Annotated in this window: 19 protein-coding genes and 4 pseudogenes; 9 read left to right on the plus strand and 14 right to left on the minus strand. The window is 61.9% G+C overall.

From position 1 onward, the window contains the following. Positions 1 to 16 precede the first annotated feature (16 nt). Positions 17 to 532: a hypothetical protein gene (locus ACYQR9_RS03570; protein ID WP_461228721.1), complete on the minus strand. Its 516-nt coding sequence runs from the start codon at positions 530 to 532 to the stop codon at positions 17 to 19. Between ACYQR9_RS03570 and ACYQR9_RS03575 the strand changes: the two genes are divergently transcribed. Both ACYQR9_RS03575 and ACYQR9_RS03580 read left to right on the plus strand, forming a co-directional pair. Continuing rightward, on the plus strand, positions 532 to 1,122 hold the full coding sequence (locus tag ACYQR9_RS03575; protein WP_461228722.1) for a hypothetical protein: 591 nt from the start codon (positions 532 to 534) through the stop codon (positions 1,120 to 1,122). The two genes, ACYQR9_RS03570 and ACYQR9_RS03575, sit on opposite strands and share 1 nt — an antisense overlap. A 564-nt stretch (positions 1,123 to 1,686) precedes the next feature. Continuing rightward, positions 1,687 to 2,019, plus strand: a complete 333-nt coding sequence (locus tag ACYQR9_RS03580; RefSeq protein ID WP_461228723.1) for a hypothetical protein — start codon at positions 1,687 to 1,689, stop codon at positions 2,017 to 2,019. A 12-nt stretch (positions 2,020 to 2,031) separates the two neighbouring features. Here ACYQR9_RS03580 and ACYQR9_RS03585 read toward each other — a convergent pair. The 7 genes and pseudogenes from ACYQR9_RS03585 to ACYQR9_RS03615 form a co-directional block, all read right to left on the minus strand. Further along, a protein-coding gene (locus ACYQR9_RS03585; RefSeq protein ID WP_461227386.1) for an IS630 family transposase occupies positions 2,032 to 2,987 on the minus strand; the annotation gives its coding sequence in 2 pieces (ribosomal slippage) (positions 2,032 to 2,648 and positions 2,648 to 2,987; 957 coding nt in all). Between the two features lie 340 nt (positions 2,988 to 3,327). Continuing rightward, positions 3,328 to 4,447, minus strand: a pseudogene (locus ACYQR9_RS03590) (IS3 family transposase); the annotation flags it as partial. A 568-nt stretch (positions 4,448 to 5,015) separates the two neighbouring features. Beyond that, on the minus strand, positions 5,016 to 6,674 hold the full coding sequence (locus ACYQR9_RS03595) for a polysaccharide pyruvyl transferase family protein (RefSeq protein WP_461228724.1): 1,659 nt from the start codon (positions 6,672 to 6,674) through the stop codon (positions 5,016 to 5,018). 125 nt (positions 6,675 to 6,799) lie between these two features. Then, on the minus strand, positions 6,800 to 7,600 hold the full coding sequence (locus ACYQR9_RS03600; RefSeq protein WP_461228725.1) for a polysaccharide pyruvyl transferase family protein: 801 nt from the start codon (positions 7,598 to 7,600) through the stop codon (positions 6,800 to 6,802). Continuing rightward, a complete protein-coding gene (locus ACYQR9_RS03605) occupies positions 7,600 to 9,183 on the minus strand; it encodes a glycosyltransferase family 29 protein (protein WP_461228726.1) in 1,584 nt (527 codons plus the stop codon). The genes ACYQR9_RS03600 and ACYQR9_RS03605 overlap by 1 nt, the downstream gene beginning before the upstream one ends. A 451-nt stretch (positions 9,184 to 9,634) precedes the next feature. Next, entirely contained in the window at positions 9,635 to 10,288 is a 654-nt protein-coding gene (locus tag ACYQR9_RS03610) for an SOS response-associated peptidase (protein ID WP_461228727.1), read from the minus strand. Between the two features lie 277 nt (positions 10,289 to 10,565). After that, a pseudogene (locus tag ACYQR9_RS03615) lies at positions 10,566 to 11,589 on the minus strand (IS110 family RNA-guided transposase). Positions 11,590 to 11,662: 73 nt separating this feature from the next. On the opposite strand from ACYQR9_RS03615, the pseudogene ACYQR9_RS03620 reads away from it, so the two are divergent. Further along, positions 11,663 to 11,800 (plus strand): annotated as a pseudogene (locus tag ACYQR9_RS03620) (IS3 family transposase); the annotation flags it as partial. A 341-nt stretch (positions 11,801 to 12,141) separates the two neighbouring features. Here ACYQR9_RS03620 and ACYQR9_RS03625 read toward each other — a convergent pair. The 6 genes and pseudogenes from ACYQR9_RS03625 to ACYQR9_RS03650 form a co-directional block, all read right to left on the minus strand. Next, a complete protein-coding gene (locus ACYQR9_RS03625) occupies positions 12,142 to 12,381 on the minus strand; it encodes a hypothetical protein (RefSeq protein ID WP_461228728.1) in 240 nt (79 codons plus the stop codon). Between the two features lie 6 nt (positions 12,382 to 12,387). After that, positions 12,388 to 13,011 carry an NAD-dependent epimerase/dehydratase family protein gene (locus tag ACYQR9_RS03630; RefSeq protein WP_461228729.1) on the minus strand — a complete coding sequence of 208 codons (624 nt, stop codon included), beginning with the start codon at positions 13,009 to 13,011 and terminating at the stop codon, positions 12,388 to 12,390. A gap of 42 nt (positions 13,012 to 13,053) precedes the next feature. After that, positions 13,054 to 14,145: a CDP-glucose 4,6-dehydratase gene (gene rfbG, locus ACYQR9_RS03635; protein WP_461228730.1), complete on the minus strand. Its 1,092-nt coding sequence runs from the start codon at positions 14,143 to 14,145 to the stop codon at positions 13,054 to 13,056. Beyond that, positions 14,142 to 14,921: pseudogene (gene rfbF / locus ACYQR9_RS03640) on the minus strand (glucose-1-phosphate cytidylyltransferase). The gene rfbG and the pseudogene rfbF overlap by 4 nt, the downstream one beginning before the upstream one ends. A gap of 40 nt (positions 14,922 to 14,961) precedes the next feature. Further along, a complete protein-coding gene (locus ACYQR9_RS03645) occupies positions 14,962 to 16,443 on the minus strand; it encodes a glycosyltransferase family 61 protein (RefSeq protein ID WP_461228731.1) in 1,482 nt (493 codons plus the stop codon). 1,489 nt (positions 16,444 to 17,932) lie between these two features. Then, positions 17,933 to 18,115 (minus strand): hypothetical protein, encoded by a 183-nt coding sequence (locus ACYQR9_RS03650; protein ID WP_461228732.1) that lies wholly within the window; start codon positions 18,113 to 18,115, stop codon positions 17,933 to 17,935. A 703-nt stretch (positions 18,116 to 18,818) separates the two neighbouring features. Between ACYQR9_RS03650 and ACYQR9_RS03655 the strand changes: the two genes are divergently transcribed. From ACYQR9_RS03655 to ACYQR9_RS03680, 6 genes are all read left to right on the plus strand, one after another. After that, complete coding sequence (locus tag ACYQR9_RS03655) at positions 18,819 to 21,173, plus strand: calcium-binding protein (RefSeq protein WP_461228733.1); 2,355 nt, start codon at positions 18,819 to 18,821, stop codon at positions 21,171 to 21,173. An 18-nt stretch (positions 21,174 to 21,191) separates the two neighbouring features. Next, the gene (locus tag ACYQR9_RS03660) at positions 21,192 to 21,350 is read left to right on the plus strand and encodes a hypothetical protein (protein WP_461228734.1); all 159 of its coding nucleotides are present in this window, start codon (positions 21,192 to 21,194) and stop codon (positions 21,348 to 21,350) included. 276 nt (positions 21,351 to 21,626) lie between these two features. Continuing rightward, positions 21,627 to 21,839 carry a hypothetical protein gene (locus ACYQR9_RS03665; RefSeq protein ID WP_461228735.1) on the plus strand — a complete coding sequence of 71 codons (213 nt, stop codon included), beginning with the start codon at positions 21,627 to 21,629 and terminating at the stop codon, positions 21,837 to 21,839. A gap of 289 nt (positions 21,840 to 22,128) precedes the next feature. After that, a complete protein-coding gene (locus ACYQR9_RS03670; RefSeq protein ID WP_461228736.1) occupies positions 22,129 to 22,893 on the plus strand; it encodes a histidine phosphatase family protein in 765 nt (254 codons plus the stop codon). Then, the gene (locus ACYQR9_RS03675) at positions 22,893 to 23,795 is read left to right on the plus strand and encodes an NAD(P)H-hydrate dehydratase (RefSeq protein WP_461228737.1); all 903 of its coding nucleotides are present in this window, start codon (positions 22,893 to 22,895) and stop codon (positions 23,793 to 23,795) included. The genes ACYQR9_RS03670 and ACYQR9_RS03675 overlap by 1 nt, the downstream gene beginning before the upstream one ends. A gap of 213 nt (positions 23,796 to 24,008) precedes the next feature. After that, complete coding sequence (locus ACYQR9_RS03680; protein WP_461228738.1) at positions 24,009 to 24,563, plus strand: YciE/YciF ferroxidase family protein; 555 nt, start codon at positions 24,009 to 24,011, stop codon at positions 24,561 to 24,563. Positions 24,564 to 24,571 lie beyond the last annotated feature (8 nt).

Here is a 24,571-nt window from a genome sequence, read left to right on the forward strand (position 1 = left end):
CTTGGGCCGGTGCCAATCACGCGGGACGGCAGCGCATCCTCATGAAGTAGGTGAGACGCGCGCGCCCCGTGAGCGCTTCGCCGTGCTTAATCGAGTCCTCGCTTACGATGACGGCTGCTGGGCACTGCGCAGCGATGGTCTTGAGGGCGATGTCGTCCCGTTGAACCTTCACATCAGGGTCATACCCGAAGTCGAGGCCGTTCTTGATCTCAACGGTATGGTCGTACCCAGGCCCCGCGGTCGGTGTCAGCTTAATGCCGCCGTGGGCCTCGATCGACACCCGGTGGATCTCTGACCCGCCGCAGCCCGCCAGGGCCACGACCAACGCGAACATGGTGGGAAGTCTCAGCATCGGATCCTCGTAGGCACGCATCGAAGCTGATGCGCTTTGCCACGACGGCCCGCTAGGGCGAACAAGCCACGCCCGCTCCACAACCCGCCGCATGGGCGGCATCCTTAAGAGGCGGCCATGACCAAGACCCAACGCGACGCGCTCGCTGACATGATGCGCGCGATCCTCGCCGTCGATCATTGCCCGCCTCACATCGGGTTCCCGAGCGATACACCCCGAGCAGCGCCGTCTATGCTCGCAATCTCGCCATCGGTAACGCCAAGACCCTCGTCGACATCAAGGTCGTCGGCATCACGAAGGATGGCGGGCAGGGCAAGGCCGTCACGCTCAGCAATGGCGACACGATCACCTGTCGGCAGATGATCAGCGCCAGCTATAGCGCGGAACTCGGCATGGCCCCCGGTGTGCCCTACGGTATCGGTCGCTCAGAGTCGCGCTTGACCTATGGCGAGTGGCAGGCCGGCTCGATGGTGACCGGCGGCAACCTGAAACCCGACCACATTCGCAATGCCAAGGGCGACATCTGGCGCGGCTTCCAGGGGTATCCGCACCATCTGCCAGGGCAGGCGGACGAGGGCATCCAGGGCTACGATTACCGGATGACGTGGTGCATCGACGAGCGTCGGCGCGTGCGGAAGCATTACCCGCGGTACATCAGAGAAGATGGCCTTCCAGACAGAGCCGCCCGGCGCAACGATGACCACCACCAAGGGCTACGCCTGCCCTGCAACACCCTGCTCCCTGGATGTCGACCGGTCGGACGAGTTTGATGTCACCTTCGTAAAGCCAGGCTACCGCCCCGAAGTCGTTCCTGTGCGCACGAAGGTTGTGGGGACCGGCGCTGCAGGAATGGCCGGCAATGTGCTGCTCGGCGGCGTCATTGGCATTGGCGTAGATGCTGCGACCGGCGCTGCATTCGACCATTTCCCGAACCCTGTAATCGCAACCCTCGTTCCAGATGCCCTCCCGTCGGCACAGCGTGTGCGCGGTCGGCGCGGCCGGCCTCAGTCTTAAGTATTGAGGCAGGAGCGGGACGATGCGGCCAGGGATCACTCACCCTGGCCAGAGGTGCACCACCGACGGATGCTGGCAGCTTCGACTGATGGCCGATTGGTGATGATGGTTGCGGCGCTCGGTCGTGGACCTAGGACGGCGGGGAGGATGCGGCGCGCTCAGTCGTCGCCACCACCACACGATCCGCCATCACAGCGTTCAGAGCGTAGTGTCGCCACGCTACATCACGTCGCCGCGCATCGTGGCTGCGGTTGCGATCCATCTTGGTTGTACGTGCAGTCATCGGTTAGGTGGTCCGTTCAGTCGGGGATCGGGCACCCATGAAATCGAAGCTGATCGTCACTCTCTGTCTCGTCGCGGTGGCGGGATGCTCCAACAACACGCGCTTGTCGCTGATAACGCGGAGTGGCGAGGTGCGGGTGGACCGGACACCAACGGCAACCCACGACTACACGGTGACCGTGCGCAACGTGTACGAGGCCGAGTATGATGCCGACATCCAGCAGGATCGCAATACGATGTCGCTGGCTGCCATGAAGGGCGAATGCCCGAACGGTAGGGTCGTGGGCGAGGATTTCGTAAAGGTAGGCGAACAACCCGACGCTCGTAGGCGTGGTGACTTTAAGATCTTCGTGCGCTGCAATCCGACCTAGAGCGGCATCCGATCAGGTTGGATCGAAAGCATCGTAGCCTGCGGCCACGAGGTAGTTGCGGCACTCATTCGGTGTGAAGCGCCTGAAGGCCTGCTTGATGGTGTCGCAGAGTTCCACAACCGTGCGGGCGCCCTGGGCTCGCAAACAGGCCTTGAGCTTGGCAAAGGCCAGTTCGATCGGATTGAAGTCGGGCGAGTAGGCCGGCAGGTAGAGCAGGCGGGCACCGGCCGCCTCGATGCGTTCGCGGATGCCGCTGACTTTGTGGGCGGGCAGGTTGTCGAGCACGACTGTGTCACCCTGCTTCAGAGTCGGCGCCAGGGTCTCATCGACATAGCGGCGGAAGCGGACCCCGGTCATGGGGCCGTCGAAGAGCGCGGTCGCCGTCAGGCCGCTGGCCCGCAGTCCCGCTGTGACCGTGATGGTTTTCCAGTGACCGAACGGCACGGCCACCCGGCAGCGCTTGCCACGCAGCGCCCATCCGTAGCGACGCGTCATTTTCGTGTTGGTTGCGGTCTCGTCCAGGAACACGAGCCGGTCTGGATCGAGGTCGAGCTGGCCCTCGAACCAGGCCAGGCGCGCGGCCTTCACGTCCTCTCGATCCTGCTCTGCGGCGTGGCCGGTGTTTTTTTACGCGTGATGCCGTGGCGCTTGAAGAAGCGGGACAGGCTGCTGACCCCGACCCGCAGGCCGCGTTCGGCCAGATGGGTGCGTAGCTCCCGCAGGAACAGTTCCGGTTTGGCCTCATAGGTCCGCCGGATCAGGCCAGCCTGGGCCTCGATGGCGTGCGAGCGCTGATCGCCGCCCATCGGCTTGGCCCATGTGCGTCCTTCCCGCATGAAGGCCTCGTGCCAGCGCACGGCGCTAGCCGGACTAACCTCGAACCGTCTGGCGGCTTCCCGGCGCGAGGCTCCTGCCTCGATCGCCATCACGACCCGTTCACGCAGATCGACTGACAGGGCTGAGGGCATCCGGCTCTCCTCCTCGGAAAGCCGCGCATCGAATCACATCTGCGCCGCCCCCGAAACCCCGGTCGATTCAAGCCGATCGGACACCGCTCTAGCCTCCGAGTTCGCTCAGGCGCCTGCTAGGTGTCTCACCGATAGTACGGTGTTTTAAGCGATGAGAATCAGCAGAACCGGGCTAGCCCTGGTTTCAATCTACGCAGCGTTGTCGCTTGTCTCATGGGGGTACGCGGCGGCGATCCAAGGCAATGACGGGTCATTCTGATCGGCCCCCACGCGGTGGTCCAAGGGTAAAGTTAGTGCGCGGTAGGCTTTGGAGTTGACCCGCTTTGTGGTCCACGGCCAATGAAAGTTCTCGGGCTGTGACAGCTTGGTTGGCGAAGGCTCGGGGGGCAAGCCGCCCAAGGCCGTGTGGGGTCGATCTTCGTTGTATTGGCACCTCCAGATCTCGATGCGCTCGCGGGCATCGGCCAGCGACAGGAACCACGAGGCGTTCAGGCACTCCGCCCGTAGACGACCGTTGAACGACTCGATGTAGGCGTTGTCGGTCGGCTTACCCGGCCGGGAGAAGTCGATCTCGACCCCGTTCAGGTAAGCCCACTGGTCGAGCATGCGGCCGGCGAACTCCGGCCCATTGGCGACCCGCAGGCTCTTGGGCCGCCCCCTCAGCCGGACCAAAGCATCGAGAGCCTCGGTCACTTGGAAGGCGCGGAAGTTGGCTCTCGGCGTGAGTGAGAGCGCCTCTCGCGTGTGGCAATCGACGACCGTCAGGATCCGGAACGGACGCCCGTCGAAGATGCGGTCGGATACGAAGTCCATCGCCCAGACCTCGTTGGGCCCACCGATCGCTGGTCGCCCTTGGCGATATCGCCAGGCCCGCTTGCGCTTGGGCAGCTTGGACCTGATCGACAGTCCCTCGTCGCGGTAGATCCGGTAAGTGCGCTTGTGGTTCACCTTCCAGCCCTCCCGTCGCAACAGGATGTGCAGCCGCCGGTAACCGTAGCGGACCCGTGCGGCAGCCAGCTCCTTCAGTCGCATCCGCAGCGCGACCTGCGGATCAGAGCGCTTGGTATAGCGCTGGGACGAACGGCCGAAGCCGGTGGCCAGACAGGCCCGACGCTGGCTGATGTCGTAGGCCACCTGCAGGTGACCGGCGATCTCACGGCGAACGGCGGGCCTCACCACTTTTGCTGACGCTGCCCTTCGGGTCGCTTGAGCACGTCCTGCAGCATCGAGCGGTCCAGCGTCAGGTCTGCGACCAACCGCTTGAGTTTACCATTCTCGTCCTCCAGCTGCTTCAACCGCCGAATCTCAGGCACGCCCATGCCGACGAACTGCTTCTTCCAACGGTAAAACGTCGACTCGGATACACCCATCTTCCGGCAGACCTCGCCCACCGTGCCGCCATTCTCCGCCTGTCGCAGGGCAAAGGCGATCTGTTCGTTCGTGAAGCGTTTGCGAGGCATGGCATCCTCCCTCCTTCAGGGTTCAAGATGCCCGAAAAACTTGCGCTCAGCGCGGACCACTTTGCTGGGTCAAGGTCAGGCCGCTCCACCACAGGTAGCTTGGCCGGCGGAGCTGGTCGGGCGAGCGCAGCTGGCCAAGCGGAGAACGCTGGCACGAACACCTCTGGTGCCGGCAGCACGCTGACCAGCGGGGTCGATATCATGCGCAAGGTACAGGTAACTCTCGAAGCGGCAGGCGTCGAGTTCTTGAACCACGGGCGGCCTGGTGTGCGACTGGCTGCGCCGGCCGAGGGCAACCGGTGAGGACCGACCTGGAGTTCATCCCCGAGAACGGGGGAGGTGCCGGCATTCGGTTCCGAGCCACGAGGGTATGCGATTCCCGGCCTATCCGAACCGTGTCGATACTGCACACCGCAAAGGCAGTAGCCCCTTCGACACCATTCTCAAGACCGTCGAAGCTTAAGCACCGCAATCACGACCGTTGGCAAGCGCCATCAAGGCTGTGGCGGGAGCGGAGATGATTGATCCCGGCAGATGGCCGCCGTCCGGCGAGCATTTCAACCTTGGCTCACACCCGGAACGCTGCAATCCGACGTTCTACGTCCTCATTAAACGCGCGGGCGGTCTCACGAATGTCGATGGCATTCGGGTGCCAGTCGATCTGATCCAGATCTTCGGGCGTATGGACGCGTATAAGCGTCTGTAAGAATCCAAAGCGCGTATCGAGATTCTTTCGCACGACCACCACCGGCACACCCATAGCAAGACAGGGTGACGCCACGTGGAGCAACGGGGTGATGACAAAACTGGCTTCGTTGCGATAGCGGTCGAGAAGATGCTGCTCGTAGTGCTCGATCCATGATCGGGATTCCGAGGACAGTGGAAGTTCGTTCACCGGGAGCCTATGAAAGATGAACTCGGCCTTGTCCAACAGGTCGCCCGGAACGTGTTTTAAGACGGCTGAGGGAAGCTGTCCCGCCTGTAGCCCGTGAACGACGAAGACGCGCCCACGGCGGGGTAGTTTGGTGCGTCGGGGGAACGTTGCCGTCACGCATCCGGTGACATAGGCCACAATCCCCTCCGCTTTCAGAAGCGTGGTCGTATGGATGTCGCGGCACCCGATGGGTTCGAATTGTTTGAACCAGTCGCGATTTCTCCGCACCGCATCGGCGCTCTTCGTGCAGAAGCCCACGAAGATCGGGGTGATTTTGTCGGAGACCGGAAAGTTGCGGTCGAAGAACACCCCATTCATCAAGAGGGCGACGGGCGCGCCTGAATAGGTCGGCAACGTATCCCGGTCGATGGTTTCGACCTGCGCAGCGTCGACACCAAGTCCGTCGAGCAACTGCCGCATGGCGATAGTCTGCGCGCTATCGCCGAGGTTGATCGTGTAGAAGTGCTCCTCGGCGAGCTTGTGCGCCGACTTTTCGGCATTCGCATAGCTGAAGCCCAAGACACCGAGCTTCTCGATCCGGCACGGCGTCGACGGGCTGCCCGAGCCGCCGGATTGCTCGATCACGCTTGGTAGATCCGGGGCCGGCGCTTCGACGGCATCCGGTTCGGCGTGGCGGACTACCTTGAGAATTCGTCGGGCCCAGACCTTCGATGCGACGTCGTTCTGAAGATGGTGATCCAAGGGATCGGTGTTCCGGAACGTCTCATTTAGAAGGCCGGTTTGGGGGTCGGTGAAATCGGGCGTTAGATTGACGAAGGTGAAACCCTCGCTTTGGCAGATGGCAGCAAGGCGTCGGTTATAGTCGTGTGTCAGATCGCTGCGTTCGCGGTAGGTCGCCTGAACCTCGCGGCGCAGGTGCGCTACGTCTCCGTCCAGTTCTCCATCGCGCAGGGTTGGAGGTGTTGCGCTTGTGACGATCAGGTTGTCGTAGCCGGCAGCCTTGATCTCGCAGAGAAACCCTCGATAGGCATCGAGGGCCTGCGTGATTTGGTCCGGCACGCTTTCGCCATAGCGCTGAGATCGTACCCAGGCGACGAAGCCGCAATCCACTTCGCCGAGCTGAAAGATCGGAATGACCTCCGGGTCGAAGGGCAGCAGGCAGGACCGGTATCGGACAAGGGCCTGCTTCTTCGACGTGGGATGACGCAGTCCCACCGCCGTCGCGCCGCCGACGGCCTCGAAGCGACAGTCGAACGGAGCGAACAGTCCCCGTTTGAAACCGTACTTGACCGGCAGGAGGTGACTATCGCCGCAAAAGTGGAGAATCGGCATGTTTCACTCTTGTCCCAACCCATTGCCGAAACGTCGGACCCGCCGGATGCCGGGATCGCACCAGACGGGCGCGAAACCGTATATGGCCTGCCCAATCCCGGCCGGCGATCCGGTCGCGGATTTCTCTATGGCGCCCAGCGCGGATATTCGTCCATCCAGTGGAAGAATTCGGTGAACATTCCCCGGTTCTCGAGCGCCCAATGCAGCGTCTTGCTCGCTTCACGGATGGATGTGACCACCGGGATCGGAAAGCCCGATGCCGCGATCAGGCCCTCGATCTTGTGCGTATTGCCGGTCATGGCGACGAAGGGTCGACGCGCCACGCAGGCGGCATAGACCGCGTGGTGTCGTCCCGTCACGACGAGACGACAGGTTCTGAGGGACCTTACCAGAGACGACCAGCTATGGTCCCGCATGTCGAAGTAAGTTCTCTGGGCCAAGGGGCCGCGCGTGATGCGATACCAGAAATCCTGCTCGCGATGATGAAAGTCACTGACGACGATTTGCTTGGACCAGTCTGTAACAGGCGCGTCCTCGTCGATCTCCGCATAGTAGGAGAGGTCGAGATGGACGCGCGACGAGACCTGATGCCTGCCGAGAAGGTCAGCTTGACTCTTCGGCTCTCGAACGACGACTTCGTGAAGGCGCCTCAGTGTTGCATCGAAGGTACTGCCATTTTCCTGCCAGACCGTGTTGACGAGGGCGGCTTTCCGCCCGTCGTCGAGAGCGGTCTTCAACGCGGTCATTTTCTCGACGTAGTCTTTGCAGTTGTGATGCATTGACCCTTCGCCATTGACGAATAGGATATCGTAATCGTCTTTTTCGGTGATTTCGTGGCTCACGCTCACGGTTCGCTTCAGGGTGAGGAAAGCAGCCTCCGAACCGGAGTGATACGCCGAGTGGTCCCCCAGGAGTCTCGCTTTCATCACCGGCCGGCCTCATTGTCGAACAAACTATCGAAAAGGTCGCGTTCGTTTTTCCATTGATGGACGAAGGAGGGTTTGGCCTTCTCAAAGTAATGGGCCGAACATTGGCTGGATTCGATCTGGTCGGTGAACGAGAACCCAAAGAAATCTTCTCGCCTCAACTTCGGTCGAAGCTGGTTGAGGAGGTAGATGAATGAAATGCCCGAGCTCGGGCTGCCCTTGATCAGGCCAGACAGTTCGGTGTGAAATCGCTGCGGAAAAACGCAGAGGGTGCGGCCGTCGTCATGCAACCGCTTGGCAGCCCGCCATGCGCGTCCTCGATAGAGGATGCTCCCCGAGGAAATGATGACCAGGGAGGCACCGTCGTCCCTGAGTTCGAAATCCGTCTTGTCGGCACCGTGACGGACGAGAATCGTGGTCTTCCGACCATAATCGACATCGTAGGGAGGATCGGTATCGAATCTGTTGAACCGAACGACGTCGTCATGGGCATCGATCCGCTGACCGTTGTTACGGCCGATTTCGCAGCTGGAATTACCGACGACCGCGATCGACCGACACTCGTCGGAAAGACGCTCTCTCAAAACCGCCTCGCTGCGCGCGAGTTGGCCGTAGAGATCGGCATATGCTTCGACATCGGCCGCGGCTTCAGGCGGTACCGCAAGGCGATGGCTCTGGATGAGTTTGGCAACCGACAGGCAGCCACGAAACTTGGATTTCAGCGCCGGCCGCTCGTCGAGCGTCACCAGAGCCCTGTCGTCCAAGCCGAGTTGAACGAGGAGCGAGATCCTCATCAACAGGAGGCTATCTTGGATATCCGCCGGATGCCGGGCAACATGCTCATCGATCATCTCGACCAAGGCGATCGACGGGCCGTCCAACCGCCATGTGAAGTCGACATAGTCTTCGATCAGGTCTGCGCGCTGAGCAAAGTTATCTATCGCGAGCAGCTTCTTAAAGAGGCGATAGGTTGTCGGATTGTCCGCGGCATTCCCGGTTCTGATCAGAAGCCGATCGTACAAAATTTCGTGGTCGACGGATCGACCGACCCGTCCGATCCGGCAGATCCAGTCGGCTGTGTCCTCATGACCGAAATTATAGATCCGCTTGGCGAGGCACCTGCGGATCGTCTCCGCCACGGTCTCATTGTCCGAAAGAGCCATCGCTTTTCTCGCATGGCGCTTGGCACGCTCGATATCGCCATGCCAACAATACGCAACCGACGCTCTTGCATGAATAGCGCAATGGTCAGGAAAAATTTTGAGCTTGCGCTCGACGAGATCGAGACATGATGGAATAGTATAAGTATTATAATCCAGTAAGGCATACATTTGTACAATCTTCGCGCTTGGCGATCCGAGTTGATAATATTTTTCGGCAATATCTTCGGCAGTAGACGTGTCTTTATTTTTTATAAGAACACGGATATATTTTATATTTACTTCTTCGTTGTCGCTATTAATGGAATATAGCTCTTTCAGATATTGAATGGCCAATTCGTTCTGGCCGAGCTCGTCTGCTTCTTTGGCTAGACGTTTGAGTTTTTGGGGCGAGGGCGGAACAGTGGGTCGTATGCGCAACATGTGACGTGTCCCTCCGCGCCTCTCGTGCCCGACGCCGGTCTTCCGGAAGACGTGCCGACGCGAGGCAACCCAGTCGCGACTTTACGTATCCCCTCTTTGCGGATGGTAGGGTTATAGAGGCGCCAATCCAGGCCGACAATCCTGGATAGAGCCTCGCTCGCCTCGATAGGTTCGAACGCTTCGTCCACCGCAACAATGACTGCGAAGACCCGAAACGGACCTTGCCAGCCAGGTGTGCAATATCGATCCGGCTGCCCACGGCCTCATGGGCCTTAGCCCGAAGGCGTGAGCTGTGCTAAGTGTTCGAGATAATTTTTTTTGTTTGTGTGCTTCAACGCAGCCATTTCTGGCATGGAGGCGGCGATCGCGGACCGGTTCTGGCTTTCCTACGCGCAGTAGGCAGCAATGGCGCCGTTCGTGCCGATCCACCAACCGATCCCCGCTACAATGCTCATTCCGCAGGATCTTTTCGCGCACCGGCAGTAACGATCTTCATCATGGCGTCGGGCAGCGGGCGCTGTAGCTCAAGGGCGATCTCGGTCGGCGCCTCGAGCCATGTCCGCCATTCCTCCGGCGTCGTCAGCAGGACCGGCATGGCCTTTGGGTGGACCGGGCCAACTATCCCATTCGCATCGCAGGTGAGGAACGAGAACAGCCGGTGCTCGGCCTCCTCCCTATCGGGGTTCTCGGCCTTGGTGCCGCGCACGCCGGTCCAGGGACGCCAGATGCCGGCGAAGGCGAAGAGCGGCCGGTCGTCATCGAGAGCGAACCACGTGGGCGTCTTCTTCGGCTTGGTGTCCGCGTATTCGCTGAAGGAGGAGACCGGGACGAGGCAGCGGTATTCCGGCTTGAGCCAGGGCCGCCAATGCGGACTTCTCACGTTCCGGACGTTCGTGACCGGGTGCTCCCCGTACTGCTTCGGACCCGGGATGCCCCACCGAAACATCTCGAGGGCCCGCCTGCCATCTTCGATCCGCACGATGGGCGCCATCTGGTCGGGGAAGATGCCGGACAAGCTTGGAAGGTTGCCGGCGCGATCCTCCGCAGCGCCGAATGCCTCACGGATGTCCGCCTGCGAGGTGATGAGACTGCAGAGGTTGCACATCGTCCACGACCCTTCATGTGTGGACGCCCCTTCGGGTGCAAGCAAAATCTCTGGACGGGTGCGGTGCGTGATCGGGTGCTGCCATGTGTCCGGCCTCTGATGCGGCGGGTCACATGCCGCGGGCCCGTATGGGAGTGCGAGAGTCGGGACCACATCACTACAGCGCGCTCGAAGCGCTCCCCGTGCGCCTGGTTCTCCCAACTCCGTCTCACCGACGTTGCGCCATACCTGTCCGTCGACCTCCTCACGCCCTCCGACAGCCTCGCGTCCGCCCCGCCTACGCGGTGACGGCCGGAGCTCGGTAGATCCCACCCTTCGTCAGAAGGGCCCACGCGATGCGCGCGTTCTTGTTCGCCACAGCTACGATGGCCAGCATCGGCGGCTTGCGAGCGAGCATTTGGCCGAGCCATGAGTCGGCCGGCACGCCCTTGCGCTTGGCCCAGCGTACCACCGCGCTGGCCGCGATGATGAGCAGGCGTCTCAGCGTCCGCTCGCCCATGCGCGAGGTGCGACCCAGGCGCTCTTTGCCGCCGGTCGAGCGCTGCACCGGTGTCAGCCCGACCCAGGCGGCGAAGTCGCGGCCCGAACGAAACGTCTCAACGGGCGGGGCCAGGGCCTCGATGGCAGTGGCGATCAGCGGGCCGATGCCCGGCACGCTCATCAGCCGCCGTGCCGTATCGTCGGCCTTCGCGCGCGTGGCGATCTCAGCATCCAGGGTTGCGGTCTGCTCCTGCAGATGGCGGAGCGCACAGACGAGAACGGCGAGGCTGGCGCGGGCGGCTGGAGGAATGTCCGAAGCGGGATCCTCGATCTGCGCGATCAACCGCTCGATATGGGCGGGCCCCTGCGCCGCGATCAGGCCGTACTCGGCAAGATGGCCGCGGATCGCGTTGATGAGCTGGGTGCGCTGGCCGACCAGCACGTCGCGGGTCCGGAAGATCACCGCGGAGGCCTGCTTGGCTTCGCTCTTCACGGCAACGAAGCGCATGGTCGGACGCTGCGCAGCTTCGCAGATCGCCTCGGCATCGGCCGCGTCGTTCTTCTGGCGCTTGACGAAGGGCTTCACGTAGGCAGGCGCGATCAGCCTGACCGTGTGGCCGAGCTTGCCGATCTCGTGGCCCCAGTGATGCGCGCCGGGGCAGGCCTCCATCGCCACGAGGCAGGGTGGTTGGGCCGCAAAGAAGGCCAGCACCTGCTCACTGCAGCTTCTTGCGGAAGATCGGCGCACCGGCAGCGTTCGCGCCGTACGCCTGGAAGACGTTCTTGGCCAGATCCAGGCCGATGATGCTAACCTCTGTCACGGACGCCTCCCTCGGGTGGTTCACAACACCACCAGTCTGGCACGTCGATGCCGTCGGGGGGCGTCCGCCCCATCACTACAACAGCATCCGACCGCACTCGTCGCTCCGCTACCAGCCGCCTGCGCCCGAGGTCATCATCTGGCCAACGGAACCGAACGGCTCACCGCCGCTCGCTCGCCCTGCCATCGTCACGCGACCGACGATACACTAACTTCGAACCTGGGCTACCGAATGGGGGTAGGTCAAAACCAGCCTCACCAAATGCCGGAACCAAACATCTACCCCGACGTTGTCCAACTGGACCGTCGACGGCGCGCTCATCAAAAGTGCGCTCGACCATGCCAGCTTCAATGATGGGGCCGTGGCTCGCGCGGGCAAGTAAGGGCATCGGCACCAAAAAAATCGCCGCGGCGTGAGGCGGCCCTCACCGAAAGGGCGTGCAAACCGAGGCGGAGTTCTCGAGCAAGAACGCCGAACTCCTCGCTTGGTTGCCGGTATCTCAGTGTCGCGCCGCCGGGCCCGGATCAGGAGCCGGCCATGTCGTGATGCCCTTCAGGCGATGGCGCTCGCGCGGTCGCGCGCATCGTCGAGCAACTGGGCGATGCCGGCATCGAGGGTCACACGAGCTTTCCAGCCAAGGTGTCTCAGGACCGAGACGTCGGCTACCATTTCTGGCGGTTCTCCCGCCCGTGGCGGCAGCGACTTCTGCCATGGTTGGCCGTAGCCGCTCGCGAGGATGGCACGCTCGATGAAATCGCCGAGCGGCACCGCCACGCCGGACCCGATCGGCACATCCTGCTAAGCCGGAAGCTGCGCACGGGAATCGACGAGTGTCAGGATTGCCGCGACGGCATCGTCCACATGGATGAAATCACGCCGCTGGGTGGCCGGCGTGGTCAAGAGCGGCTTTACATTCGCGATCAGTTGCCGCGCGAGGCCGGGCACGAACTTATCCGGATCGTCTCCCGGCCCGTAGATCATCTGGACTTCTGCATTCGCCATATGGACGCCGGTTCGTCCCTGCGAAACGAGAAGGCGGGCAAGAGCGACGAACTGGTACTTGGTCAGGGCGTAAAGGTTCACGTCTGGCGGAAGCGTCGTCGCGGTGTTGATGAACAGCGTTCCGTCCCGCATCGCTCCGAATAACGCGGCACTCAGGGTCACGTTGCCATCCACCATTGTCGCTGGGCTTTCGCCTCGCCGCCCCTGAGCAGCCGCGAGATGAATCAGCACGGCGGGTGCAAGCGAAGCCGCATGGCGGCCCGCTTCCTCCGCATTCGAGAAGCGAAGGACGGATGCTCCGCCAGATTCCACCTCCGACGAAGGACGGGAGAGGCATGTGACCTCGTCGCCCCGTGCGACGAGCGCGGCGGTAACTCTCTTGCCCAGGAAGCCGGACGCTCCGGTTATTGCGACCCTCACCGTTCCGGCCTCCTCACCCAGTCCACATCAGGCCACATCACTCTATTGGCGTGCGGCCATGTCGGCCAGGAACAGGTCGATCTCCGCTTCGCTCAAAGCACCGACCTGCTCGCCGGCGAGCCGCCGCTGCGACCATTCGACGATCCGCTCCAGCGTCCGGTCCAGCCGCCATGTCGGCCGCCAGCCGAGCCGCTGGCGTGCCTTGGAGCAGTCCAGCGACAGGGCATGCGCCTCATGGACATGCCCGTCCTTGTCCAATTCCCAGCGCGCGGTGCCGCCATACAGTTTCACCATGCGGTCGACGATATAGCCGACCGGGCGAATGTCGTCCCCGTCACAGGCGAAATTCCAGCCCTCGGCCCAGTCATGGCCGTCCTCGTACAGATGCTCTGCAATGCGGAGATAGGCGCCGATCGGTTCGAGCACGTGCTGCCACGGCCGGGTCGCCCCCGGATTGCGGATCACGACGGGCTGGTCGGCCTCGAAGGCCCGCAGGATGTCCGGAACTAGGCGGTCCTCCGCCCAGTCCCCGCCGCCGATGACGTTGCCCGCCCGCACCGATGCGACCCGCGCCGAATCCGGGGCGGAGAAGAACGACTTGCGCCATGACGCGATGACGATTTCGCACGCGCCCTTGCTGCTGCTGTAGGGGTCGTGCCCGCCCATCGGGTCGTTCTCACGATAGCCCCAGGGCCATTCGCGGTTCTCGTAGCATTTGTCGCTGGTGACAGAGACGACCGCCTTCACCGACGGCGTGGCGCGGACGGCTTCCAGAACGTGGATCGTCCCCATGACGTTGGTGGCGTAGGTTTCCGCCGGCTCACGATAGGACAGGCGCACGAGAGGCTGTGCCGCGAGATGCAGCACGATCTCCGGCTGTGCCTCAACAATCAGGCGCCGGACGAGATCGGCATCACGGATGTCGCCGATATGGGAGGTCATCCGCTTGGCTATCTCGGCCTCCTCGAAGAGGCTCGGCTGCGTCGGCGGTGCCAGGGACAGGCCAGTGACCTCCGCACCCCAACGGGTAAGCCACAACGACAGCCATGCCCCCTTGAAGCCGGTATGGCCGGTCACGAAGACGCGCTTGCCGCGCCACCACGCGGCTCCCCCACGCTCGGCTGCGGCGCTCATGCCCATACCTTCCACGGAGCCTTGCCGGACGCCCATAAGCTTTGGAGCAAGTGCTTGTCCCGCAGCGTATCCATCGGCTGCCAGAAGCCGCGATGCTCGTACGCCATCAATTGGCCGTCGCTGGCGAGACCGCGCAGCGGCTCGTGTTCCCAGACGGTGAAATCGTCGGTGATGCGCTCGATGACCTTCGGCGAGAGCACGAAGAAGCCGCCGTTGATCATCGATCCATCGCCCTTGGGCTTCTCCTCGAAATTCGTGACGACCTTGTCGTGGATGCCCAGGGCGCCGAACCGACCCGGTGGGTACGCCGCCGTCAGGGTGGCTCGCCGGCCATGCTCCCGATGGAAGGCGAGGCTCGCGGTGATGTCCACATCGCCCAGCCCATCGCCTTAGGTGAAGAAGAATTCCTTCTCGTCACGGACGTGGTCCGCGGTCCGCAGCAGTCGGCCGCCGGTCATCGATTCCTCGCCGGTATCGACCAGCGTTACGCGCCAGGGCTCGGCCCAGCGACGATGGAACACCATCCCGTCGCTCGAGAGATCAATCGTCATGTCGGAATTATGAAGCGCATAGTTCGCAAAGTATTCCTTGATGACGTAGCTTTTATAGCCACAGCAGATCACGAAATCGTTTACGCCATGGGCGGCGTAGATCTTCATGACGTGCCAGAGGATCGGCCGGCCGCCGATTTCCACCATGGGCTTGGGCTCTACCGAAGTTTCTTCACTGAGACGGGTACCGAGCCCGCCTGCCAGGATAATGGCTTTCGTAGTCACCCCTCGGAATATGTTTGAACCCAAATCGTGCGTAGAGCCATCAACCAGCGGCCAGCACCCTATCGATATCTGCGATATCCGGCGACCACTCGGACGTTACCGGGTCCATGCCTTGCAGCATAAACGTATGATGATGGCCATACATCGCCGACAGGCGCGTGAAACACGTCTGCACTCCTAGCATTTTCGATTCCGTTAAGGACGTGGGCGTGATCTCGATGACCCGCATGCCGGGCTTGGCGAAGACGAGATGCGAGAAACCAGCGCCATGTGCGCCGATGGCTAATTCCGCATTGCGGAACAGATTGATCTTTTCGAGCAAGCCGAGTTCGCTTAGTACCAATGGAGCGATTCCGCGAGCGATCATCTCTTTCTCAAATGCTGCCTCGTCGGCTATGGAGCGACGGGCGGAGTCGCGGCGAGAAATGTAAAAACGGCTAGGCATTGGAGGCGTATTCAGTCGCTCAGCCGCTCTGATCAAATCACCATATGCTCGCTCAAACGCGGGTTTACGTATCAACGTCGACATTGGGACGTGAGCGTCGTAAAGACGACGGCATAAGACCGGTCCGTCGATGACGACCATTCTCTCCTTCGGAACACAAAGGGCGCCAAGAGCGTCAACCGCCAGGTTCCAATGCTCTTTGCGCAATAGTATCGGACATTTAGGCGTTCCTGGCTCAAGATACCAACTCAAAGAGCTGAGCCGTCTGACGATCCACTCAAAATAGCCTTTGTGCTTCCCGGCGCAAATAAATGCTTCATCGAAAACCGGGACGGAGGATGAGTCAGATAAATTTAAAGAGCTGTCATTCGCATCACCCAGCTCGCCGTTTGCAGGTGAAATCTGCCCAAGCTTGGTGACCCTAACATTTTTATATTCTTTTACGAAAGGAAACTTGTTAGCCCTCAGCACTGCGGCAGATCGCGCGACCAATGAGTTTGCGAGGGCTTCAATCTTCGGATCGACGCCAGAGCCGCGAACGACCTCAATTCGTGACCCGGGAATGACTACATCACCGAGATCATTCGGGTAACGATGGATCACACTCGTAGCGCTGTCATCTGTCGAGGCGCCAACGATAAAGCGCCGCACCTTCCGACGAACCAGCTTGTCTCGCGACGATGCCTGAATACGCCTAGCTAGCTTCGTTGCCACGCTGGACTGAAATCCCCACGGCAAGCTCGCGAGTATTTCAGCAGCTTGAACAGGCAGCTTCCATTTCACCAGCGACGCCGAATACTTGATAAGTTGTTCCGCATCCTTGATTTCGGCGAGTAATTTTTTGCAGCGCTCGATTTCTTCGGGATTATCGAGCCGGATCGCAGCATGATATTCATAGATCAGCGATCGAAGGCGCCCATCAGCGGATCTGCTTTTCTTTGCAGCAGCGAGCAGCTCCGTCCAGCGCTCCATGTGGTGAAACTCAGTCACCTTGCGCGTGACGTGGCGGTCCCGATTTTTGGTGAGAACACTGAGAGTTCCATCTGTTGCCATCGAAACCGTGATCCTGTTCGTCATCGCGTCGCCCCGCAATGCCGCAAGCGCGAATAGTTCGCAATCCTTGGTGATGCGCGATGCACACACGAGAAAGCCGCCATGGCCTGAGCCGGGCAGCTTAAGTTTCAGATAGGGTATAGATCATAGATTACCGGATCGCTCGGGCCTGTCTCTTTCCTATGTTGGGGAGGGCAGGCGTGAGCGTCCCTCCCATGGGTCCGGCTTTCGATGACCCGACATCGATCTGCTTCCGACGGCCAAGAACATGCCTCCTGTAGCTACGAGCAAACCGCAACAGATAAGGCCTTACTATTTTGCTTTGATTCCAGTGCTTCCTCAGCGATCGTTCTTTTGCTGCAGGCTTTAATTAGATCCTTCATATAGCTCGGGGTTGCCGCCCATGCAAATAATGAAAGAAATTTCATTTCCGCGACTGCGGACGCAAAATATTGCACAATCCCTGCCATCAATCACCAAAGGAGCCAGGCTGATAATTCATGCACTAGGAATGGATTTTACAGAATAAATCAACAAGACGAGTGTTATTATTTGCAAACGATAGCGTCAACTCGCTGTCTTCAGTCATCAAAACGGCACCCCTTTGACCTTGAAACGGATTACGGTCTCATCCCGTGTCAGCGGCCAGAGGTACCGGTGGTCAAGGTTGCAGACATAAACCGGCACCGTGCGGTAGCTGGCGTCCCCGCCTCGAAGTAGCTCGGCACATCCTCGACGAACATCACTATGGGCTCGCCCAGACCGCGAGTCGGGCGCTCGTAGCCGACGTCGGACAGCCATTTTCGATGCGCGTGAGCGTCGTAGAGGACGCCGTCGATATGCCCACGACAATCCCGCGTATACCGGATCGTCGGCCGGATGATGAGCTTTCCGCCCGGCTTCACGATAGGCGTCGTCCCCCCCGTGCAGCTTACCTCGACTGGGATATGCCGAGCGGCGACCCAGACGCACGGAAGTGATAAACTGTCCGGATGGATCAGTTTCTACGATTGACGATCATCCTGAGCCGGTGGACGCGACGACGCTGGACCCGGACAGAGGCCATCATTGCGCTCGTCGTGATTGCCGTTGGCCTGACCCTCGCCGTCATCGAATGGGCCGGCTACTGGCCTGAGGCTCTGACAGCGTCGAAGGTGCGGCGAGCGCCTATGCGGTTCTGATGCTGTCGGCGGCGAGATGCCTCCACCGGCCTTAGGGTCCGAATGGGGCGCGTGTCAGCTTCTTGGCCAGACTGCGCCTCGTAGAGCTTCCACCACGCCCGGCAGATTTCCCGAACGTCCACGGGCCACGTCGAGCCCGACGCATTGGAGCTCTAATCGGATCGTGCGGCTCACCTCGACGCCTTCGTTGGTTGTGACTTCGGCTCGCTCCACATCTATGCTGCCGCCTTCGCCACGCCTTGCGCACTGGAATGATGGTCGTCGTCACCAGTGGGGGCGCGATCTCCGCTTGGGGGTCGGGCACGGCGTCTTCATCGTCGATCATAGGGGCTCTACTCGAGTAAAGATCCGGTTTCCTTGCAGGCGATCCAGCCAAGAACGGCCGTGCCGACCTGCTCTTTTGTGGCACCGCGCCAATGCAGGTTGTCACCAATGACAGTCTGCTGATTCCAAGTGGTCGTGTCGGTGTTGAGAGACGATGCCACGGAGCCGACGATGACTGCGGCGCTTCGCATGATGCCATCGGGCGAAAGCCAGCTTCTGTCGGGAGGCGGACTGGCTGAGCTTGGCTCCGGCTCTTCAGTCGGCTGCCGATGCGCCCATCGAGGGACGGTTGCCCACGGGTTTGGCGGTCCGCGACGAAACCGATCTTCTGAAAAAGGGTACGCAACGCGGCAGGGCGGCGACAATGCTCGCCGAGACCAGCCTTCCCGGCATGGCCCCATACGGGTTGTCGATGCCGTGCGTGGCAGGAAACGGGCTCACCGCGACGTGGTGTGAGACTCTTCGATAACGCCCCTCATACATGTGATCACGGCCATGATTCAAGTCGGGACTGAGCGTCAAACGCCCATCTCGGCCATAGAACGATCCAAATTGGTCTCTCCAAGAGCTCACACGCAGCATGCCCACGCTTTGATTAGCTCGAATACACAGGCCGATACAATATTTTATCGCTATGCATCTATTTGATATTGCGCCGCATCAATTCGCGACTTTTCCATCTAATTCTTCACATTCATCATTACTGATTAAACATTCCATTAAGTATCCTATCCTACCAATGTCGGCTATCATTTGGGAGATCGGAGTTTTCGCGGAACAGTATCGGGGCAGGTGAAGCTTATCTGCGCAAGCGACAAGCCTGCCCATGCCAATCGATCTAGCATGGGCTTCAAACTGACCAGTTGGTTACAGTCCCTGGGGTTGGAGAATATTATGGCAACCGTATCGATCCTCACCAATGCCGGCTTCGATGTTCGTGATTTCTTCCTGCCCAATCTCGGCGATGCCGATAGCGTCACGTTCACGGGTCTGGTCGGCAGTGTCGGAGACCTCCTCCTCGGCGGCAGCCGAACGGATACGTTCGAGGTTCTCACCGTCGAAGCGAACGGCCTTACCTACAACTACACCGGCAATTGGGAGATCGAAGCCTCGACGGGCCTCGCTACGGGGACGGTCTCGGCCAGCGGCGGCTATGACGGCGTCGAAGTGAAGCTCGGCGATACGGTCCTGGCGACGCTCGACCTGCCATTCCAGCCGGTCGACCTCGGGACGGAAACCAGCCCCGGCGTTCTTGCGAACGTTGTAGACCTCGCCACGGATCTCGTGGGCGGCACCGTGGATCTCCTCCTCGGAACCCTGGACGAGACCGTCTCCCTGGTCGGGCTCAACCTCGACGCCACGCCCGATCTCATCGACATCGTCATCGATGCTGGTGGCACCCAGACGGGCGGCGACGGCGACGACACGCTGCGCGGCGGCATCGGTGGGGATACCCTCGACGGCGGCGCCGGCAACGACACCATGATCGGCGGCGCCGGCGACGACACCTACATTGTCGATTCGGCCGGCGACACCGTCGTGGAGGATGCCGACGAAGGCGAGGACACCGTTCGCTCCTCGGTGACCTACACCCTTCCCGACAACGTCGAGAACCTCGTTCTCACGGGCACCGGGTCCATCGACGGGACGGGCAACACCCTCGACAACAGCATCGTCGGCAATGGCGGGGACAACCGTCTCGATGGCGCAGGCGGCAACGACCGCCTCACCGCACGCGGCGGCGACGACGTCCTCATAGGTGGCACCGGCGACGACATCATGCGCGGCGGGGCCGGTGACGACGTCTACGTCGTGGATTCCACGGGCGATCAGGTCATTGAGGCCGCCAACGAGGGCAACGACACCGTCCGCTCCTCGGTGACCTACAGCCTCGGCGCCAACGTGGAGAACGTCATCCTGATCGGAACCGGTGCCATCGACGCCACGGGAACCAACGGCGCCGACGGCCTGACCGGCAATGACAGTGCCAACCGCCTCGATGGGGGCGCCGGCGAAGACACGCTCTCCGGACGCGGGGGCAATGACACCCTTATCGGCGGCACCGGCGCGGACACGATGCGCGGGGGCACCGGCAGCGACACCTACGTGGTCGACGATGCCGGCGATCGAGTCATAGAACTGGCTGGCGACGGCACCGATACCGTGCGCGCCTCGATCGACTACACCCTAGGGGCCAATGTGGAGCGGCTCGTACTGACGGGAGCCGGGGATCTCGACGGGACGGGCAACACTCTGAACAACGCCATCTTCGGCACCGGCGGGGACAACGTGCTCAATGGTGGCGGCGGCAACGACACCCTATTCGGCAAGGGCGGAGCCGACATTCTCGACGGCGGAACCGGCAACGACACGATGCATGGCGGTCTCGGCGACGACACCTACTTCGTCGACAGGGTCGGCGATAAGATCGTGGAACTTCCGGGCGAGGGCAACGACACGGTTTATGCCTCCGTGACCTACGGCCTCTCAGCCAATGTCGAGAACCTCGTCCTGACGGGGGCTCGCAACCTGAGAGGTTTCGGCAACGACCTCGACAACGACATCACCGGCAACAACGGCAGCAACCGTCTGAGCGGCGGTGCTGGCGACGACGTCATGACGGGCCATGGCGGCAACGACACCCTGCTCGGAGGCAGCGGCGCCGACACGATGCGCGGGGGCACCGGCAACGACACCTACGTCATCGACAATGCCGGGGATCGCGCCACCGAGCAGCCGGGCGAAGGCTTCGACACGATCCGCTCGACCGTCAGCCACACGATGGAAGCCAACACCGACAAGATGGTTCTCAGTGGAACCGCGGATCTCATCGCCAACGGCAATGCCGGCAACAACCAGATCTACGGCAATGCCGGCGACACCGAGATCTACGGCGGTGACGGCCGTGACCTTCTCTATGGCCGCGGCGGTGCCGACACGTTCGTGTTCAAGGATGCCACCGACAGCGACGTCGCCATCGGCGGACGCGACATCATCAAGGACTTCGATTTCGCCGCGGGCGACCGCATCGATCTCAGTGCGATCGATGCGAATTTCGGGCAGGCCGGGGACCAGGGCTTCGACTTCATCGGAACCGATGCCTTCTCGGGAGAGGCCGGTGAATTGCGGATGAAATTCGGCGGCGGCAACACCCTGATCCAGGGCGACACCAACGGCGATGGGGCGACGGATTTCGCCGTCATCCTTCAGGGCCATCATGTGCTCGACAATGGATCCTTCATCGTCTGACGGTCCGAGCCTTCGAGAATGACCACGGAAGGGCGAGGGGCCGGCGGCTCCCCGTCCTTCTTCAACGATCCCGGAGCGTCATCATTCTCCGACGAACAGGATACCATCACAATCGTCGCTGTTATCGATGTCGATCACGAGATGATCCCGATCCGTTTTGCCGAGACACTTCGATGAGGGATCTCGATAATCTTCGGCATTCTATGCTTGACGCTGGTATACCAGAAGGCACATGGTGTGATCGCTCCTCGTGAGGAGCCTTCCTATGAGCAAAACTTTACCCGCCCGGCGTGAGCCGAGGCGGGTTTTTTCGTCGCTCCGCAACCCGCGACGCGCTCGGCCGTTGGCGAATCGGGAAGGGGCGCTGCCTGCGCACGGGGCCGTCGCCACCTGCGAGGAAGGGGGAATCCGGCCTCCGCGCCTCCTCCTCACTCCCTTGAAGCGAGGCGTGCCGTGAACGACAACGAACATGCCGTCTACGCCATCGCCCCCGAACTCGGCGGCTGGACGGTCTACGACACGAAGACCCTTGAGCCCGCCATGGTGGACGGCATTCGACAGGTCGGATTGTGCCGTGAGGCCGCTCACACCCTCGCCGGCAGCCTGAACGCCATGGAACGGACGGTGCCCGGATCGTCGATCCCGCGGCCCGATGAAGAACCATAGGGTTTCCGAACCCAGGCTCTACAGGGCCGGGCCCAGACGCGGCTTGCCGTTTCAGAGCCTGAGGCAATCATGGCCCCAAACAAAATTCGATCATGTGCAGGCCGAACGCCATGCGGCCTTTCTCTCTCCCCTTTCCATAATGAAGCGTCATCGAGGCAGCGATTCCGACAATTCGACGCAGACTATTCCACCCGAATTCATGGGGCCGCGTCACAGAAACAGAGCGAGCATTGCCGAACCCGGAGGTTATCACGGACGTTAGGCAACGGCATCGGAACAGGATCCACGAATGGGACAATGCTGGCCGAACCGTATCTGGATCGTTCGTCACGGTGAGAGCGCCGGCAACGTCGCGAGCGAAGCGGCGCATGGGGCCAATCTTGCGCGGATCGATATCGCCGAGCGCGACGTCGACGTCCCCTTGAGCCAACGAGGCGAGGAACAGGCCGACGCGCTGGGCCGATGGTTCGCTACGCTTCCTCCGAACGAGCGACCGGAGACGGTGCTGACCTCGCCCTATAGGCGAGCGCGGCAGACCGCTTCCCGCATCCGCGCCGCAGGCGGCCTGGCGGATCAGGTGCCGGCTGACCTGGTCGATGTGCGGCTTCGCGAGAAGGAGCTCGGTATCCTCGACCGCCTGACCCGCTCGGGCGTCGAACAGCTGCATCCCGAACAGGCCGAGATGCGCCGGCGCCTGGGCAAGTTCTATCACCGGCCACCGTCCGGCGAGAGCTGGTGCGACGTCATCCTGCGCCTCAGGAGCGCGCTCGACACGGTGTCCCTGCATCACGGTGAGAAGCGCGTCCTCATCGTCGCGCATCAGGTCGTGGTTCTATGCCTGCGCTATCTGCTGGAGGAGATGACCGAGGCGGAGATTCTCGCCATCGATGCCGCTGGCGACGTCGTGAACTGCTCCGTCACGGAATACAGCTTCCAGCCTGAGGAGAAGACGACGGGTAAGCTGAGGCTGGAACGCTACAATTTCGTGGCGCCCCTGTTCGAGGCGGGCGCACCCGTCACCTCCGAACCCGACGCGAACGTGGCGGCCCGGTAATGGAAACGCAGAGCCTCACCCTCGCCCGGCTCCGGACGCTTCGGCTTCCCATCCCCCATGAGGGCAGCAAGGACGAACGCGGCAGCGCCTTCGTCCTCGGCGGCTCCACGGAAGTGCCCGGGGCCGCCCTCCTGGCAGGGGTCGCGGCTCTCAGGGCCGGCGCGGGCAAGCTGAAGATCGCCACCGTCCGCAGCGTGGCCATCCCCCTGGCCCTCGCGATTCCCGAAGCCATGGTCGTCGGCCTGCCGGAAACGCCATCGGGCGGCGTCGAGGCCCAGGGCGCCCTCGATCGGCTGCTGGCGGTGACGAAGGGCTGCGATGCCATCCTGATCGGACCCGGCATGGTCGAGGATGAGGCAACGACCGCTCTGACGATGGCTTTGCTGAAGCAGCACTCGTCCGCCGCCTTCATCCTCGATGCCGCTGCCCTCTGTGGGCTCGGTGCCCACGCGGCCGACATCCGCGCTTTCGGAAGCCGGGCCGTCATCACGCCCCATGCCGGTGAGATGGCCCAGTTGCTGGATCGCAGCCGGGATGAGATCGAGGCCGATCCGTTGCGCGCGGCCGTCGACGCAGCGGCTTCGCTGCAGGTCGTCGTGGTGATGAAGGGCGCCAAGACCTGGATCGTGGATCCGCAGGGCGCGCACTGGTTCTACGAGGGCGGCGGCATCGGCTTGGCGACGTCCGGTTCCGGCGATGCCCTGGCGGGCCTCGTGGTCGGGCTCCTCGCCCGAGGGGCCGCTCCCCTCACCGCGGCCCTCTGGGGGGTCTATCTGCACGGCGAAGCGGGACATCGCCTCGCCGCCGATATCGGCCCACTGGGTTTCCTCGCGCGGGAGATTTCCGGCCTCGCCCCCGGACTGCTTCAGGAGGCAACGGACGATTCTGCCACGGCGCCTTGAAGCCAACCACCGGCGTGGCTCGACCGGGCGGCGGCGGGGGAGCCAGGCTGGCGGCGAAAGGTTCCCCGCACGGCAGCGCTCTTCATAGTTTTCCCCGAAATCCCGACGTTTCTTTTTTGGGACCCGCAAGGCAACGCGAGCGTTCATAGGAGACGGACAGCGCTGCGACGCGTCGGTATCAAATAAGACATTCGACAAATTGGGATGGTATCTATGGCTGCCAAGCAGAAAACCTTGCACGATGCGTTCTACGAGACGCTCAAGGACGTCTATTACGCTGAGAGACAATCCGTTCGCGCTCTGAAGAAGTCGGCCAAGGCCGCCGAGCACGACGAGTTGCGTCAGGCGTTCGAGACCCATGCCGAGGAGAGCGCCGTGCAGGTCGAGCGCCTCCAGCAGGTGTTCGAGATCATCGGCAAGTCCGCACGCTCGAAGACCTGTGAGGCCATGCAGGGCCTGACCGCCGAGATGGAAGAAGATCTCGAGGATTTCGGCGGCAGCCCGGCGGCGGATGCGGTCCTGATCGGCTGCGCCCAAGCGGTCGAGCACTACGAAATCGCGCGCTACGGCACCCTGAAGACCTGGGCGAGCCAGCTCGGCTACGAGGATGCCGCCAAGCTCCTCGACGAGACCCTTCAGGAGGAGAAGAAGACCGACGAGCTCCTGACGCAGATCGCACAGAGCATCAATGTCGAAGGGTCGGACGAGGCTCCGGCCGAGGACGAGGCGGCCCCCCGGAAGAAGGGCGCCAAGGCCAAGGCCGAATAAGGAGTTCC

It is taken from the genome of Methylobacterium sp. CM6241 (assembly GCF_054817845.1).